The organism is Lutimaribacter pacificus, from assembly GCF_900142185.1.
Taxonomy (GTDB): Bacteria; Pseudomonadota; Alphaproteobacteria; order Rhodobacterales; family Rhodobacteraceae; genus Lutimaribacter; species Lutimaribacter pacificus.
In genome coordinates, this window is the sequence record NZ_FQZZ01000011.1 from 1 (window position 1) to 15,577 (window position 15,577).

Annotated in this window: 15 protein-coding genes and 1 tRNA gene; 10 read left to right on the top strand and 6 right to left on the bottom strand. The window is 61.8% G+C overall.

Features of this window, described 5'->3' with window-relative positions; translation table 11 throughout:
- Positions 1 to 210: 210 nt before the first annotated feature.
- The 3 genes from F3H87_RS19190 (at position 211) to F3H87_RS19200 (ending at position 2,760) form a co-directional block, all read left to right on the top strand.
- A complete protein-coding gene (locus F3H87_RS19190; protein ID WP_149789615.1) occupies positions 211 to 432 on the top strand; it encodes a hypothetical protein in 222 nt (73 codons plus the stop codon).
- Positions 419 to 1,780 carry a hypothetical protein gene (locus F3H87_RS19195; RefSeq protein WP_149789614.1) on the top strand — a complete coding sequence of 454 codons (1,362 nt, stop codon included), beginning with the start codon at positions 419 to 421 and terminating at the stop codon, positions 1,778 to 1,780. The genes F3H87_RS19190 and F3H87_RS19195 overlap by 14 nt, the downstream gene beginning before the upstream one ends.
- A 152-nt stretch (positions 1,781 to 1,932) precedes the next feature.
- Complete coding sequence (locus tag F3H87_RS19200; protein WP_223228136.1) at positions 1,933 to 2,760, top strand: M48 family metalloprotease; 828 nt, start codon at positions 1,933 to 1,935, stop codon at positions 2,758 to 2,760.
- A 437-nt stretch (positions 2,761 to 3,197) separates the two neighbouring features.
- Here F3H87_RS19200 and F3H87_RS19205 read toward each other — a convergent pair whose 3' ends face one another.
- The 3 genes from F3H87_RS19205 to F3H87_RS19215 all read right to left on the bottom strand — a co-directional run bounded on the left by F3H87_RS19205 (position 3,198) and on the right by F3H87_RS19215 (position 5,721).
- Entirely contained in the window at positions 3,198 to 3,914 is a 717-nt protein-coding gene (locus F3H87_RS19205) for a hypothetical protein (protein WP_149789613.1), read from the bottom strand.
- Entirely contained in the window at positions 3,914 to 5,197 is a 1,284-nt protein-coding gene (locus tag F3H87_RS19210; RefSeq protein ID WP_149789612.1) for an AAA family ATPase, read from the bottom strand. The genes F3H87_RS19205 and F3H87_RS19210 overlap by 1 nt, the downstream gene beginning before the upstream one ends.
- A gap of 448 nt (positions 5,198 to 5,645) precedes the next feature.
- Positions 5,646 to 5,721, bottom strand: a tRNA-Lys gene (locus F3H87_RS19215).
- A 136-nt stretch (positions 5,722 to 5,857) separates the two neighbouring features.
- Here F3H87_RS19215 and dapF point away from each other — a divergent pair.
- From dapF to F3H87_RS19250, 7 genes are all read left to right on the top strand, one after another.
- The gene (dapF, locus tag F3H87_RS19220; RefSeq protein WP_394852180.1) at positions 5,858 to 6,640 is read left to right on the top strand and encodes a diaminopimelate epimerase; all 783 of its coding nucleotides are present in this window, start codon (positions 5,858 to 5,860) and stop codon (positions 6,638 to 6,640) included.
- Between the two features lie 3 nt (positions 6,641 to 6,643).
- A complete protein-coding gene (gene mtaB / locus F3H87_RS19225; protein ID WP_149789610.1) occupies positions 6,644 to 7,906 on the top strand; it encodes a tRNA (N(6)-L-threonylcarbamoyladenosine(37)-C(2))-methylthiotransferase MtaB in 1,263 nt (420 codons plus the stop codon).
- Between the two features lie 86 nt (positions 7,907 to 7,992).
- Complete coding sequence (locus F3H87_RS19230; RefSeq protein WP_149789609.1) at positions 7,993 to 8,613, top strand: FMN-binding negative transcriptional regulator; 621 nt, start codon at positions 7,993 to 7,995, stop codon at positions 8,611 to 8,613.
- A gap of 51 nt (positions 8,614 to 8,664) precedes the next feature.
- Positions 8,665 to 9,270: a glutathione S-transferase gene (locus F3H87_RS19235; RefSeq protein WP_149789608.1), complete on the top strand. Its 606-nt coding sequence runs from the start codon at positions 8,665 to 8,667 to the stop codon at positions 9,268 to 9,270.
- Between the two features lie 294 nt (positions 9,271 to 9,564).
- On the top strand, positions 9,565 to 10,128 hold the full coding sequence (petA, locus tag F3H87_RS19240; protein ID WP_149789607.1) for a ubiquinol-cytochrome c reductase iron-sulfur subunit: 564 nt from the start codon (positions 9,565 to 9,567) through the stop codon (positions 10,126 to 10,128).
- A 12-nt stretch (positions 10,129 to 10,140) separates the two neighbouring features.
- The gene (petB, locus tag F3H87_RS19245; RefSeq protein ID WP_149789606.1) at positions 10,141 to 11,463 is read left to right on the top strand and encodes a cytochrome b; all 1,323 of its coding nucleotides are present in this window, start codon (positions 10,141 to 10,143) and stop codon (positions 11,461 to 11,463) included.
- Positions 11,464 to 11,479: 16 nt separating this feature from the next.
- Positions 11,480 to 12,268, top strand: coding sequence for a cytochrome c1 (locus F3H87_RS19250; protein WP_149789605.1), 789 nt, complete (start codon positions 11,480 to 11,482; stop codon positions 12,266 to 12,268).
- Between the two features lie 64 nt (positions 12,269 to 12,332).
- Here F3H87_RS19250 and thiQ read toward each other — a convergent pair whose 3' ends face one another.
- The 3 genes from thiQ to thiB are packed head-to-tail and all read right to left on the bottom strand — an operon-like array spanning position 12,333 to position 15,547.
- Positions 12,333 to 13,028: a thiamine ABC transporter ATP-binding protein gene (thiQ, locus tag F3H87_RS19255; protein WP_149789604.1), complete on the bottom strand. Its 696-nt coding sequence runs from the start codon at positions 13,026 to 13,028 to the stop codon at positions 12,333 to 12,335.
- Positions 13,015 to 14,604 (bottom strand): thiamine/thiamine pyrophosphate ABC transporter permease ThiP, encoded by a 1,590-nt coding sequence (locus tag F3H87_RS19260; RefSeq protein ID WP_394852179.1) that lies wholly within the window; start codon positions 14,602 to 14,604, stop codon positions 13,015 to 13,017. The genes thiQ and F3H87_RS19260 overlap by 14 nt, the downstream gene beginning before the upstream one ends.
- The gene (gene thiB, locus F3H87_RS19265; protein ID WP_149789602.1) at positions 14,564 to 15,547 is read right to left on the bottom strand and encodes a thiamine ABC transporter substrate binding subunit; all 984 of its coding nucleotides are present in this window, start codon (positions 15,545 to 15,547) and stop codon (positions 14,564 to 14,566) included. Before thiB ends, F3H87_RS19260 begins: the two co-directional genes overlap by 41 nt.
- Positions 15,548 to 15,577: the final 30 nt, after the last annotated feature.

The following is a 15,577-nucleotide window of genomic DNA, read 5'->3' on the forward strand; positions in this document are numbered from 1 at the left end:
TTGCTATATGAGGGCCGCACGCTCCAAGGCGCTCGCCCCAAACTGGCCGACTTTTGCTCCGCCACAATGGCCGAATTTTACTCCGCCGTTGACAGTTGGTAGCGCAGCGCGGGATTTTGGGGCCGGACGGCCTGAAAAGGGGCGCGGGGTAAACGCACCTCGCGCCCTTTCTTTGCCTGCCAAACCGAAACAGCCAGGAAGAAAGGCAACATGACACACCAACCGATACATAAGATCAGGCTGGGCCTGATCACGGCCACGATCTGGGACAATGACGGGTTCTATTCCGTCGATCTGTCCCGCTCATACCGAGACAAGGACGGGAACTGGCAGAACACGGCCACGTTCTCGCAGGCCGATCTTCTCAACATCGCCAAATGCGCCGAGCGCGCGGAAATCTGGATTTCGAGGAAGACCCATGCAGCACAATAACATCAAACACATCGAAGCCGGGTCCACGACCCGGCCCCAAAACAAAAGCTACCCCGCCGGAGGCGTAGGCCAGCCAAGCAAAGCCACCGATGGCAATCCGGGTGCGACCCGGAGAGGGGGGATAGTAGCACCCCTCTCCAGAAATACAGACCACCCCGATGCCTATCAGGTCTTGCACAAAGGGTTCGACACACTGACCGTAGCGGTGCAGGCTCAGTTACCGCCCGAGGTTGTCGCCTATTTCGACGCGCAGAAGGAACTGGCCGAGAAGGAACAGCAAGACATTCTGATCGACTACAATGGCGTTCAACTTCACATGAAAGGGCATGGTGGGGCGGGCTACCGATATCTCGCGAATGGTGGCCCGATGGGTGCGCAATGGGCGTTCAAGAAGCCGAACCCGAAAGACCCGTGGGGCATCCGTGTGATTTTTGGATCGGCGTTCATGGCAACCTTGGGTCTTGGCGCAGCCCGTGCCCATCTCGATACGGTTCTGGACCGGCTGGGTATTCGGACCCGCCCCGAGGATTTCAGCATTTCCCGCGTCGATTACTGTGTCGATATCCTGACAGCAGCAGGCTTCATCCTCGATCCCGAGGCGTTCGTCATGCATTCCAGCACGAACCGGCGCGATCATGTCGCAAATGCGGATATGGCAGTCAGCGGGAAATCCGGGCGCACCACGTCTGTCACCATCGGCAGCACGCGGGCCCGTCAGGTGATCGTTTATGACAAGCGGGCCGAAGTGATCCAGAAACACAAGGCGCATTGGTGGCTTCTGTGGAATCAGACCCGCCAAAACGCCGGTGATCCGCCGGTCGGCCCCGAGACAGGTGGCTTGGGTATCTGGCGCATCGAATTCCGCGCGGGCAAAGACCTGTTGAAAGACCGCTGGAACATCCGCACTTGGGAAGACCTGTTCACGCGGTTCGGGGACCTGTCCAACGAAACAGGCCGGGTGATCCGTTACACCGAACCTTCCGGCCATGACAGCAATCGCGCGCGGTGGCCCAACCATCCGATCTGGGATATCGCTTTAGGCGAAATCAACACCGACCTGATCGAGATGTACGAGGGCACCGACCCCACCCCGGTCAAAGAGGTGCAGCGCAGCCATCACATCGGCATCCTTCTGAAAAACATCAAAGGCAGCACGATCACGCTTGCCGCGCTGCATGGGGTCGAACAGGACGATCTGCAGCGGTTTTTCAAGGACACGGCGAAAAAGCTGTCAGATCAGATTGATGCAGAGCCGGAACGCACCGCAAAACAATTGCAGGATGCGCGGGACAGGTATGTTTTCATCAATGCCTCAGGGAATAAATCCGCCTCCCAGCCTTCCCGCTAAAACCAATCGCGACCCGATGCCAGGTCGGGTCGCCTTTCGATTGCGTATGTCCTGAATGCGAGCCTGCGACTTAATTTTTCCACATACAAATCAATATGAAGACATGATTTTTCGAGACACGCTTGGCGCTAACTTCAAGAGGGATTTCAACTGTGTTGCGAAAAATTTCAACGTTAAGCGCGATCATATTTCTAAGCGGATGCGGAACAACCTACGTTCTGCCGGATATCGACGAAACCACCGCGATACGGGCGCAAAACATGTTTGCGGAGGCCCGGACCGACACAAGCCGCAATACGATGCAGCCGGCAGCGGCCGAACGCCGGTTTCAACGTGTGGCCAGCCGCGTAAAGCCGGTTGCAGAACAATTTTGCAAAGCTGAGACGGCAACGATCGAGAATTTCGACTGCAAGGTTCGGATCGAGATCGACCGCGAGATGAAAGTGCGCAATGCCTACTTCACTTATGTGAAAGACCAGCCAGTGATCCGCATGACGATGCCGATCTTGCAGGACATGCAAAGCGACGATGAAGTGGCTTTCGTCATGGGGCATGAATACGGTCATCTTGTCGGTCGCCACATCGAAAAGCAGCAACAGCAGGCAATGGCTGGTGCACTGATTCTCGGGATGCTTACGGCGTATTCAAATGCTCAGGCAGCCGCCGCCGGTATGCACTATGATCCCAATGCGGTGGGGCGAAATATTGAGCTTGGTGCCGCCGCAGGGGCAATGGCCTATTCTCAATCTTATGAGCTTGAAAGCGACACACTCGGAACCCGCATTGCCAGAGCGGCCGGCTATGATCCGGTGAAGGGCGCCCGCTATTTCGCGCGTCCCGAAAAGGCACGAACAGACTCAGGCAATCTCAGCTTCTGGGGCACGCATCCGCCCGATGAAAGGCGGATCGCCACCGTTCTTGCCGTTGACGCGCAGATCGACGCGCAGCAGGGGCTTCAGCGAAAACAGAAAGCGCAGTAGTTGAGCTTCCGCACCGGGCGGTGTGTGGCATCGCCCGATTGTCCTCGTCCGGCAGGGGCGGTGGTGACAGTGAACTGAGGGCGCGGAAACCGGACCTTCTCTGCACGTGCGAATTCAACCTCACCAGATCATGGGGGCGGACGTTCGGACGATAATAAGTATCAGAGCAAAGCGCGACCTGAATGGAAAAAATATAATGTTGCCTTTTTCATGCAGACCACCTCGTGATCGATCTTGAATTCGTTTCAGTTGAGCAGGCCGTCTGAGACTATTAACGGAACTCGCTAAGTAATCCGCAAATTTTGATGCTCTCTCCAAGCCGAGATCCAAGACTCCAAACCCCAAGACCGAGCTTATCTGCGCGAACATCCAACCCGACTAAAAACTTAATTGAGGAGACGCGATGACTGGCAATGAGCCCACATGTTGCGGCGCCACTAAGCTACAGCAATTTCACGGGCATCATCGAGCATCTGATTGAAGCTACCGCTCCTTCTAATCAAGTGATCTATCTTTCCGAGGTTCGCCTGGCAAAAATCATTTCGCAAAGCTCTATCTTTAATTCTTCGCCCCTCATCGACGAGAACTGCATTCGGTAGCGCAGATAGCGCAGCAAGAAGCAATGCGTTGGTTTCTTCGATTGGAATTTGCTCGACTTGTCGCTCTGGATCATCGGGCAAGACACCCACGCACCATGATTCTGAGTTGTGCAAAGCTGCACAAATCACGTGTTTTTCAGCTTTAGCACCTTCCAGCGATAACTCGCTAAAATTCACAATCGCACGTTTCACGGTATCGATGTGGGAGAGCCCCTCGGGGATTTCCTCTGCATGCTTTTTGCAAAAATTCAGAAATCCTTCATCTGCCGCGCAATCGGAGTCCAAAGAGATTATTATAGCATCGCACTTTTTTGAGGCTAGTCGACCACTGAAAAGTCCTCGGCCTAAAATAGACACTTGCCTTTGCTTGAGGTTATTATTTTTGAGCCAGAGAAGCGCATTCGACCACCCGCAATTCATTTCGCTTGTCTTGTCGAGCCCTGGCTGCAGGTCAATAAAATCTGCAGAAACGCCCCTGTCGGAAAGTGCTTTTGAAAGAAAATTTGCCACTGTAATGAAATCCGTGGCACCCTCACATACGAGACCAAAGCGCATTAAATATCGTTCCCTAATGCGCCCTCGATTTCACCATCGATCCACATCTCGGACAATCGGCGCCCTTGACTAACTTCATGCCATTCAGATGGCGACATGCCACTTGGAGGCTGCAGCCTTTCGATCATGGTTTCACCATCTTCAGATCTTGAAACTACAAAAATACGGGTAGCGTCGTCAAAAATGTCGAATGCATCCAAAGACGTCGGATTATGGCTCGTGAGGAAAACCTGCTCCGGCCCCCTGTTGAGCGAGTATTTGGATTTCGCCTCAGTAGAATAAATTATTTCATCCAGAAGAAGGCGCGTCAATCTCGGATTCAGCGCGCTATCTACATTGTCCATCGCGAAAATCTTTGGGGATTGCTTGTGTGCGATGAGCATTGCAGCAAACAATAGGAACAGCGTTCCCTCACTACTATCATACACGGAGAGCTTATTGCGTTTGGCGTGCATAAAGCTGTCAACAAAGTATACCATATCTTCATTTGCCAGCTCCATGTCGCTGGAGGTGGTTAATTCAGAAAGCTTACCGACTTGGAAAGAGGACGCCCAGCCAGGAGCAAACGGCAAATGTGCCGCTCGATTGACAAGGGTTACCTCCGGATCACTTCTGTCACCTTTTTTTCTTGTCCGGTTTGGGACAGGCAAATCATGAAGAAAGGTCCTTACCGCGCTTGGCAGGCCTTCACCATGCAGTCCAATTGGAGGTGTATCTACCGAACCTACTCTACGCCCTCTCAAAAATTCAGTTTGAGGCGAGTAGATGGCGTATTTGGAGATTTTCTCAATTTCTTCAGAAGCCTCTTCCGGATAATCAAAGATACTTCGTGTTTGATCCCAAATGCCTCTGTATTTGTCCATTCCGCGCTTCAAGCGGCTGCCCATAGCGGTCGCACCATTCGTGCTTCTCGCGAAAAGCTTTTCTCCTGATTGCTGAAAGTTTTCGTGCGAGAATGAAAGCGCAGTGTCGATCTCGGATGAACTCAAGGTGCAAGTATACTGCACATCACAGGAGGCTTTAGCTTTCAAAGTAAATGTTCGCGGGAGATCTTGGTACTTGAAGGCCGACTTCATCAAGGCGGGCGGTGTAATTCTGACGCCTTTGCGACGAAAATCGCTATCTGAGAGACCTCTGCTTAGAGCCGCAGAGATGATACCTATTGCCTCAAGGAAGTTGGATTTCCCACTACCGTTGCCACCGATAAAAATATTGACCCTACCAAGCTCAAGCTTTAGCGCGCGGATCGACTTGAAGCGCTCGATTTCGATTTCTGTGATCACGGGTCTGCCTCAATTTGGCCCGGTGAGGGGTCGTTGAACAAAGCTCTACACGCCTTTGAGCCGGATGGCAAATGCGGCGTTTGGACCTCCGTGCCGTTAAGCCATTGAAGAGGCAAGTTTTATCCCGCTTCGATCCTGTTCAGTTTGGATGCGTCTCGAAACTTGAGACCCAACTCGGTGAGCAGATGTCCTCGCGATGCATCGTGTCGGCAGAAAAATCCGCTTTGATTGAGCTGCACGGCAGCAATCGGCTGGTTGGTGAACTGCAGCTTTGGGCCGCTTCTGGTCATTATTGGCGATTCATTTTTTACACAGGCACATGATGCCTTGTGATAATCCAGCAACGCATGGCCGCTGTCTACGGTGCTTCCGTATTGCTTCCGGCGAAGATCAAAAAATCGCACACACAGAGAGGCGCGCCTTAAGCCATTGATTTTTCTTCGTAAAGTGGTGAGCCGTGCAGGATTCGAACCTGCGACCCACTGATTAAAAGTCAGTTGCTCTACCAACTGAGCTAACGGCCCACTAGGCGGCGTAATTAGAAAGACGCGTCTGCCGGGTCAACCCCGAAAAGCAGGTTTTTCGCGCGATCTCTGGATTCATGTCCGTGCCGGGCGTATATGCCGGCCCATGACTGCGCGCGCGGACCATATTCCCTTCATGAAGATGCACGGACTCGGCAATGATTTCGTGGTTCTCGACGCGCGCGCGCGGGCCGTGGCCATGACGCCCGGTCTGGCGCGGGCGATGGCCGACCGGCATCGCGGCGTGGGATTCGATCAGCTGGCGGTGATCGAGCCCTCGGATACCGCCGATGCGCGGCTGGTGTTCTACAATGCCGACGGGTCGCTTTCGGCCGCTTGCGGCAATGCCACACGCTGTATCGCCCGGCATATCATGGACGAGACCGGCAAGACCGATCTGACGCTCGCCACCGATCGCGGCACGCTTGTCGCGCGGGATGCGGGCGGCGGGCTGACCTCGGTCAACATGGGCCACCCGATGACGCGGTGGGATGAAATCCCCCTTGCGCAAGAGGTGGATACGCTGGCGCTGCCGATCGACGGTGCGCCCACCGCGACCTCGATGGGCAACCCGCATTGCACCTTTTTCGTTGCGGATGCCGGGGCGGTGGATCTTGCCACGCGCGGCCCCGGGATCGAGCATCACCCGCTTTTCCCCGAACGCACCAACGTGCAGTTCGCGCATGTCATCGCCCCCGATATCCTGCGGATGCGCGTGTGGGAGCGTGGAACGGGCATCACGCTGGCCTCGGGCTCGTCCTCCTGCGCTGTGGCGGTGGCGGCGCATCGGCGCGGGCTGACCGGGCCCGAGGTGACCATTCACCTCGACGGGGGCGAAATCCGTGTGCGCATCGCCGATGACGGCGTCTGGATGACCGGCCCGACCGCGCATGTGTTCGATGGCGTCTGGCGGGGCTGAGCCATGACCAACCCTCCGATCTTCGCAACGCTCGGCTGCCGGCTCAACGCCTATGAGACCGAGGCGATGAAAGACCTCGCCCAACAGGCGGGGATCGGGGATGCCGTGGTGGTCAATACCTGCGCCGTCACCGCCGAGGCCGTGCGCAAGGCCCGGCAAGAGATTCGCAGGCTGCGCCGCGACAACCCTGCCGCCCGGATCATCGTGACCGGCTGCGCCGCCCAGACCGAGCCGGAAACCTTTGCCGCGATGGACGAGGTTGATCATGTCATCGGCAATTCCAAAAAGATGCAGCCCGAAACCTGGACGCGGCTGGCGCCCGATTTCGTCGGTGAAACCGAGCGCGTGCAGGTCGATGACATCATGTCGGTGCGTGAAACCGCCGGGCACCTGATCGACGGGTTCGGCACGCGCAGCCGGGCCTACGTGCAGGTGCAGAACGGCTGCGACCATCGCTGCACCTTCTGCATCATCCCCTATGGCCGGGGCAATTCGCGCAGCGTGCCGGCGGGTGTGGTGGTGGACCAGATCAGGCGGCTGGTCGATCGCGGCTATAACGAGGTGGTGCTGACCGGCGTCGACCTGACCAGTTGGGGCGCCGACCTGCCGGCCGGCCCGCGGCTGGGCGACCTGGTGATGCGCATCCTGCGGCTGGTGCCCGATCTGCCGCGGTTGCGGATTTCCTCGATCGATTCGATCGAGGCGGACGAGAACCTGATGCAGGCCATCGCGACCGAGCCGCGCCTGATGCCGCATCTGCACCTGTCGCTGCAGCACGGTGACGACCTGATCCTGAAACGGATGAAGCGCCGCCACCTGCGCGACGACGCCATCCGGTTCTGCGAAGAGGCGCGCAGGCTGCGGCCCGATATCACCTTCGGGGCCGACATCATCGCAGGCTTCCCGACCGAGACCGAGGCGCATTTCGCAAACTCGCTGCGGCTGGTCGATGAATGCGGCCTGACCTGGCTGCATGTCTTTCCCTATTCCAAACGGCAGGGCACACCGGCGGCGCGTATCCCGCAGCAGGTGAACGGCAAGGATATCAAGGAGCGTGCCGCAAGGTTGCGTGCGGCAGGCGATGCGCAGGTCGCCCGCCATCTGGCCGCGCAGCAGGGGCGCAGCCACAAGGTGCTGATGGAAAACCCGCGCATGGGCCGGACCGAACAGTTCACCGAGGTGGCGTTCGCCAGCGACCGGGACGAGGGGCAGATCGTCACCGCCACGATCACGGGCACCCGGGGGCACCAGCTTACCGCCGGATAGCGGCCTGCCGAAAACCGCGCGGTTTGGTCCTGTTATCGCGCGGTTTCGCGGGTTAATTTCCCGTTACCCCGAAAAGGACCGCACCGATGCATCCCAACCCCGCCTTCCGCCAGATGCCGCCCGACCGCAACCTTGCCTTTGCCCGCGACCAGGGCTTTGGCACCCTTGCCGTCCCGTCCGACGGGGCGCCGCTGATCAGCCACATCCCTTTCCTGTTGAACGATGACGGAATCGAGGTGACGTTTCACCTTGTCCGGTCCAATCCGATCTGTCGGCTGGTGGGCGATGGCCTTTCCGCGCGGCTGGCGGTGCAGGGGCCGCATGGCTATGTCTCGCCGGACTGGTACGGCATGGACGACCAGGTGCCGACCTGGAACTACGTCGCCGTCCACCTGGTCGGCCAGGTCCAGCCGTTGCCGGATGATGCGCTGCGCCCTATGCTGGACGCGCTGTCCGAGCGGTTCGAGGCCATGCTCGACCCCAAGCCGCGCTGGCGCACCGACAAGATGACGCCGGGCGTGATCGAACGGATGATGCGGCAGATCCTGCCGTTCCGCATGGCGGTCGAAGAGGTGCAGGGCACCTGGAAGCTGGGCCAGAACAAGCCCGAGGCGGCCCGGCTGGGCGCTGCCGCGGCGTTGGCCGACAGCGATCCGCAGCTTGCCGCGCTGATGCGCGACCCGCCGGATGCCAAGCCCATTGCATAAGCGCGCGGCCACGCTAACCTGCGGCGGACCGACAAGAAACAGGGTGGCCCCATGAAACTGATCTCTTCCCCCGCATCGCCCTATGTGCGCAAGGTGCGCGTCCTGATCCACGAGGCGGGCCTTGGCGACGAGGTGCAGGAACTGCCCGTCAAGACCACCCCGATGGACACCGCCGCCGATGTCGCCGCGGCCAATCCGCTGGGCAAGATTCCCGCGCTGATCCGCGACGAGGGCCCGGCGATCTACGACAGCCGGGTGATCTGCCGGTTCCTGGACGCACATGCGCAGGCCGGGCTCTACCCCGAATCACGCCTGTGGGAGGTTCTGACGCTGGAGGCGACCGCCGACGGCATCCTCGATTCCGCCATCGGCATCGTCTATGAAAAACGGTTCCGTCCCGAGAACATGCTGTCCGAGGACTGGATGGAGGCGCAATGGGCCAAGATCGACCGGGCGCTCGATGCGCTGGGCGCCAAGTGGATGAGCCACCTGAGCGGCCCGCTCGACATGGGGCAGGTCGCGGTGGGTTGCGCGCTGGGCTATCTCGATTTCCGGCACGATGCGCGGAAATGGCGCAAGGGCCGCGGGGCGCTGGACGACTGGTACGCGGCTTTCGCCGAAATCCCGTCGATGAAGGCGACCGAACCCCGAGACTGAGCGTATCGGAGTCTTTCCTGCCCGGCGGTGCGGCAGGAGGTGCGGCGCCTGCGTCAATCTTTCCCTTGAGGGTTGGCGCAGCTTCATTATTGCTACCGTCAGGCGACAGGAAATCGTCGGGCTTCCCGGGCAATTGCCCGGTCCGGCAGGGTATGGTGCGCAGGCAACTAAACTGCGCGGCATTGTCCGCTGGACTGTAGGGAAAAGCACGGTTAAACACGCGCACGGAATTGGCTGCAGCCCATGCGGCCCAACCCGCATTGGCCGGTGACGGCTGAAGAAGGAGAGAACCTCGTGTCCCACGCAGAAGATCACGAAGGCACCCGCAGAGATTTCCTCTACTACGCCACGGCTGGCGCAGGTGCCGTTGCGACCGGCGCCGCCGTCTGGCCGCTGGTTAACCAGATGAACCCCTCGGCCGATGTGCAGGCCCTCAGCTCGATCCGGGTCGATGTCTCGGGCGTTTCGGAAGGATCGCAGCTGACGGTGAAATGGCTCGGCAAGCCGGTGTTCATCCGCCGCCGCACCCCCGAAGAGATCGACGCATCGCGCGCCGTCGAGGTGGACAGCCTGCCCGATCCGCTGGCGCAGAACGCCAATATCGACGAAACCTCCCCCGCGACCGATGAAAACCGGGCGATGGACGAAGCCGGCGAATGGCTGGTGATGATCGGCGTCTGCACCCACCTGGGCTGCGTGCCGATCGGCAACGGCTCCGGCGATTTCGGTGGCTGGTTCTGCCCCTGCCACGGCTCGCACTATGACGAGGCTGGCCGCATCCGCAAAGGCCCCGCGCCGCGCAACCTCGATATTCCCGTCGCCGAATTCGTCGACGAGACGACGATCAAACTGGGATAAGGAAACGCGCTCATGTCCGGAATTCCGCACGATCATTACGAGCCCAAGACAGGCGCCGAGAAATGGCTGCACAGCCGCCTGCCCATCCTCGGGCTGCTCTATGACACCATCATGATCCCCACGCCCAAGAACCTGAACTGGATGTGGATCTGGGGCATCATCCTGACCTTCTGCCTTGTGCTGCAAATCGTTACCGGCATCGTCCTGGTGATGCATTACACGCCGCATGTCGACATGGCCTTCGCCAGCGTCGAACACATCATGCGCAACGTGAACGGCGGCCACATGCTGCGCTACCTTCATGCGAACGGCGCGTCGCTGTTCTTTGTCGCGGTCTACCTGCATATCTTCCGCGGCCTCTATTACGGGTCGTACAAGACCCCGCGCGAGGTTACGTGGATCATCGGTATGCTGATCTACCTGTGCATGATGGCCACTGCCTTCATGGGCTACGTTCTGCCCTGGGGGCAGATGTCGTTCTGGGGCGCCACGGTGATCACCGGGCTTTTCGGCGCGATCCCGTGGGTCGGCGAACCGATCCAGGCCTGGCTGCTGGGCGGCCCGGCAGTGGACAACGCCACGCTCAACCGCTTCTTCTCGCTCCACTACCTGCTGCCCTTCGTGATCGCGGCGCTGGTGGCGGTGCATATCTGGGCCTTCCACACCACTGGCAACAGCAACCCCACCGGGGTCGAGGTGCGCCGCGGCTCGAAGGAAGAGGCCGATAAGGACACCGTGTCGTTCTGGCCCTATTTCGTGATCAAGGACCTGTTCGCGCTGGCGGTGATCCTGGTGGTGTTCTTCGCCATCGTCGGCTTCATGCCGAACTACCTGGGCCACCCCGACAACTATATCGAGGCCAACCCGCTGGTGACCCCCGCGCATATCGTGCCGGAATGGTACTTCCTGCCGTTCTACGCGATCCTGCGTGCCTTTACCGGCGACGTCTGGGTCGTGATCGCGGCAAGCTGGATCACCGGGGGCATCATCGACGCCAAGTTCTTTGGCGTGCTGGCGATGTTCGGCGCGATCGCGGTGATGGCGCTGGCGCCCTGGCTGGATACCAGCCGCGTGCGCTCGGGCCGGTATCGCCCGATGTTCAAGTGGTGGTTCGCGCTGCTGTGCGTCGATTTCATCGTGCTGATGTGGCTGGGCGCCATGCCCGCGGAAGAGCCCTATGCGACCTTCTCGCTGATCGCGGCGGCCTACTGGTTCGCCTACTTCCTGATCATCCTGCCGCTGCTGGGCGTGATCGAGAAGCCGGCCGCGCTGCCTGCCACGATCGAGGACGACTTCAACGCCCATTACGGCAAAGCCGAAACTCCGGCCGAGTAAGAAAGGACCAAAGGAAATGCTGAAGAAACTTGCGATTTCCGCAACGGCAGCCCTGGCCCTTTCGGCCGGTGCGGTGCTGGCCGCCGGCGACGAGGGGCACGTGCACGATGTCGACTTTTCGTTCGAAGGGCCGTTCGGCACGTTCGACCAGAACCAGCTGCAGCGCGGCCTCAAAGTCTATACCGAGGTCTGCTCGGCCTGCCATGGGCTGAGATACGTGCCGCTGCGCACGCTCGGTGACGAGGGCGGCCCGCATTACTCGGAGGACGAGGTGCGCGCCTATGCCGAGCGGTACGAGGTGTTCGACGCCGAGCTGGACGATTTTCGCCCGGCCCTGCCGACCGACCACTTCCCCGAGGGCGGCGATCCGAACGCGCCGGACCTGTCGCTGATGGCCAAGGCCCGCGCCGGGTTCCACGGCCCGTATGGCACCGGCCTGAACCAGCTGTTCCAGGGCATCGGCGGACCGGAATACATCGTTTCGATCCTGACCGGTTATACCGGCGAGGAAAAGGAAGAGGCCGGCACGCTCTACTATGAGAACACCGCCTTCGCGGGTGGCTGGATCGCCATGGCGCCGCCGCTGTTCGAAGAGGCGGTGGAATTCGACGACGGGCACGACAACTCGGTTCACCACATGGCCGAGGATGTATCCGCCTTCCTGATGTGGGCGGCCGAACCCAAGATGATGGCACGCAAGCAGGCCGGGTTCGTCGCCGTGCTGTTCCTGGTGGTGCTGTCGGTTCTGCTCTACCTCACGAACAAGCGCATCTGGGCGCCGGTGAAGGGCAAGAAAACCGCCTGATCCCCGGGTCGGACGAGAAATCGGAAAACCCCGCCATCGCGCGGGGTTTTTCCTTGCCGGGCGCTCAGTTTCCCAGATAGGCGCGCAGGCCCGGGGGCGGGTTGTCCAGCAGATGCGCGGTGTCGGTGGGCGGCGCGGCGCGGCCTTCATCCACCAGGATCGTCTGCGGGCAGATGCGCCGCGCGTCGGCCGGGTCGTGGCTGACCATCAGCAGCGTCGCGCCGGTTTCGGAGGCAAGCTCGGCCACCAGGTCCAGCATTTCGGTTTTCAGCGCGGGGCCGAGCGCGGCGAAGGGTTCGTCCAGCAAGACGATCGGCTTGCGCTGGATCAGCACCCGCGCCAGCGCCGCGCGCCCCTGCTGCCCGCCCGAGAGTTGCCCGGGCCGCCGGTCGCCCAGCGCGCCAAGGCCCACGCGGTCGAGCGCGCCGTCGACCAGAACGCGCTGGTCGGTGGAAAGGCGCAGGTCGGGGCGCAGGCCCAGCCCGATATTCTGTGCCACCGTCAGGTGCGGGAACAGGTTGTTGTCCTGAAACAGCATCGCCACCGGCCGTGCGGCGGGCGGTGTTGCGGTGATGTCCCCGCCATCCCACGAAATCCGCCCGGCGGCGATGTCCAGAAACCCCGCCACCGCGTTCAGCAGCGTGGATTTCCCCGCGCCGCTGGGCCCGATCACCGCCACCCGTGCGCCGGGATCGACCGACAGGTCGGCCCGCAGCGTGAAATCGCCTTGCGTGATCTGCACATCCTCAAACCGCAGCATTGTCGCGCCCTCCCCTGTCGAAAGCCCAGAACAGCGCCAGGCTGAGGATCAGCAAAAGCAGCCCCGCCCCGGCGGCCTGCTCCATCCGGTAGGCCCCCATCAGCCGCAGGATCTGCAGCGGCAGCGTGGCGTTTTCCATGTCGGCGAACAGCGCGATCACCCCCAGGTCGCCCATCGCCAGCGCCGCCGTCAACCCGGCGGAAAACCCCAGAACCGGGCGCAGCCTTGGCAGGATCAGCCACCGCAGCCGCGCCGCGCCGGTCATCCCCAGCGAGGTCGCAAGCCGGCCATGACTGTCCTCGACCTCGCGCAGCCGGGGCAGGATCATGCGCAGGGCAAAGGGCAGGGCCATCACCGCGTTGACCAGCGCGGTCACCGCCAGCGCCAGCCGTGCGGGATCGGCCCAGGGGTTCACGATCAGGAACAGCCCGGTGCCGATGACCAGCGGCGAGACCGCGATGCCCATCAGCCCCAGCGCCTCGATCCAGGGGCGGCGCAGCGCCAGCACGGCAAGGGCCAGCGCCAGCGCAAGGCACAGCACCGTCGCCGCCAGCGACACGCCCAGCGACACCGCCGCCGCGCGCCAGACCTGCGCGGGCATGTCGGCGACCCCCGCCAGTCCGCGCCAGACCACCGCCGCCAGCGGCGTCAGCAGGAACAGCGCCACAAGCGCGATCAGTGCCGCATCCTGCGCGCGCAGCAGGGGCGTTTCCGCCTCCCACCGGCGCTGCACGCGATCCAGCCCCGCGCCGAACCCCGTGGCGGCGCCCCAACGCAGGGCCGGAGCGGCGGCGGCCACGACCAGCGCAAGCTGCATCACCGCCAGAACCGCCGCGCGGCCAAGGTCGAAATCGAAATGAAACGCCTGGTAGATCGCCAGTTCCAGCGTTGTCGCCCGTGGCCCGCCCCCCAGCGTCAGCGCGACGGCGAAACTGGACAGGCACAGCGCGAATATGATCAGCGCCGCACCGGGCAGCACACCGCGCAGCATCGGCCATTCCAGCACGCGCAGCACCGTGCCGGGCGACATGCCCAGGCTGGCCGCCAGCCGGAACCGTTCCGCAGGGATTGCCTGCCAGCCCTGCAGGATCATGCGGGTCGCCAGCGGCAGGTTAAAGAACACATGCGCCAGGACCACGCCATGCAGCCCGTATATCTGCACGCGCGGCAGGCCGAGCCAGAGCAGCAGGTCGTTCAGCACCCCGCCGCGCCCGAACACCGCCAGCAGGCCCAGCACCGCCACGATCACCGGCAGGATGAAGGGTGCGCCCAGCAGCGTGATCAGCGGCCCCCGCCCGGGAAACCGCCGCCGCGCCAGCGCGCGCGCCACCGGCACCGCCAGCGCGACCGAGATCAGCGCCGACAACACCGCCTGCAGGACGGTGAACCGCAGCGCCGCCCAGTCCGCCGCCACCGGCCAGCCGCCCCCGCCCGCGCGCCACGTCACCGCGGCCAGCGGCCCGAGGATCAGCGCGCACAGGAAAAGCCCGGCCAGAAGGCCGGGCCAGGCGGGCAGGGGGGCGTGGCGCGTCACCCTAGCGCGCCAGCGCCGCTTGCCATTCGGCAATCGCCGCATCGCGCAGCGCGCGGGCCTGTTCCGGGTCGAACAGCAGCGCCTTGTCCGGCGCGATCAGCGTCTCGAATCCTTCAGGCAGGCCGTCGGCAGGTGTCTTTGCCGGATACATCCAGTTGGTCGTGGGGATCACCGACTGGAACGCGTCGGTCAGCATGAAGGCCAGGAATTGGTCGGCCAGTTCCGGCTGGTCGCTGCCGGCCAGCTTGCCCGCCACCTCGACCTGCATGTAATGGCCCTCGTCCATCTGCACGGCCATCTTGCCGGCATCGTCCTCGGCGATCAGGTGATAGGCGGGCGAGGTGGTGTAGGACAGCACCATGTCGGCCTCGCCCTCGAGGAACAGGCCATAGGCCTCGGACCAGCCGGGGGTGACGGTGACGATATTGTCGGCCAGCCCGTCCCAGATCGCCCCGGCCTGATCGCCATAGGCGGATTTGACCCACATCACCAGCCCCAGACCGGGGGTCGAGCTGCGCGGATCCTGGATCACGATGCTCAGGTCGCTGTCGCCAAGGGCGCGGAAATCGCCGGGCGCGTCGGTGTCCTTGCCGGTGATGAAGGCGAAATACCCCCAGTCGAAAGGCAGGAAGGTGTCGTCGGCCCAGTCCACCGGCATGTCGAATTCGGCGGTGATGCCATGTGGCGCGAACAGCCCGGTTTCGCGCGCCGCCGCCGTCAGGTTGGTGTCGAGGCCCAGAACGATATCGGCCTCGGTCCGGTCGCCCTCCAGCCGAAGCCGCGACAGCAGCGCCGCGCCGTCGCCCGCGCCGACGAATTGCAGGTCGCAGGCGCACTCCGCCTCGAACGCCTTTTCCACGGCGGGGCCGGGGCCCCAGTCGGATACGAAGCTGTCATAGGTATAGACGGTCAGGACGGGCCGGTCCTGCGCTGCCGCCGCCGTGGCGGTTGCGATCAGTCCCGTGGCAAGTATCAGATGGCGCATGGCATCCTCCTTGATTGCGACGGACGGGGC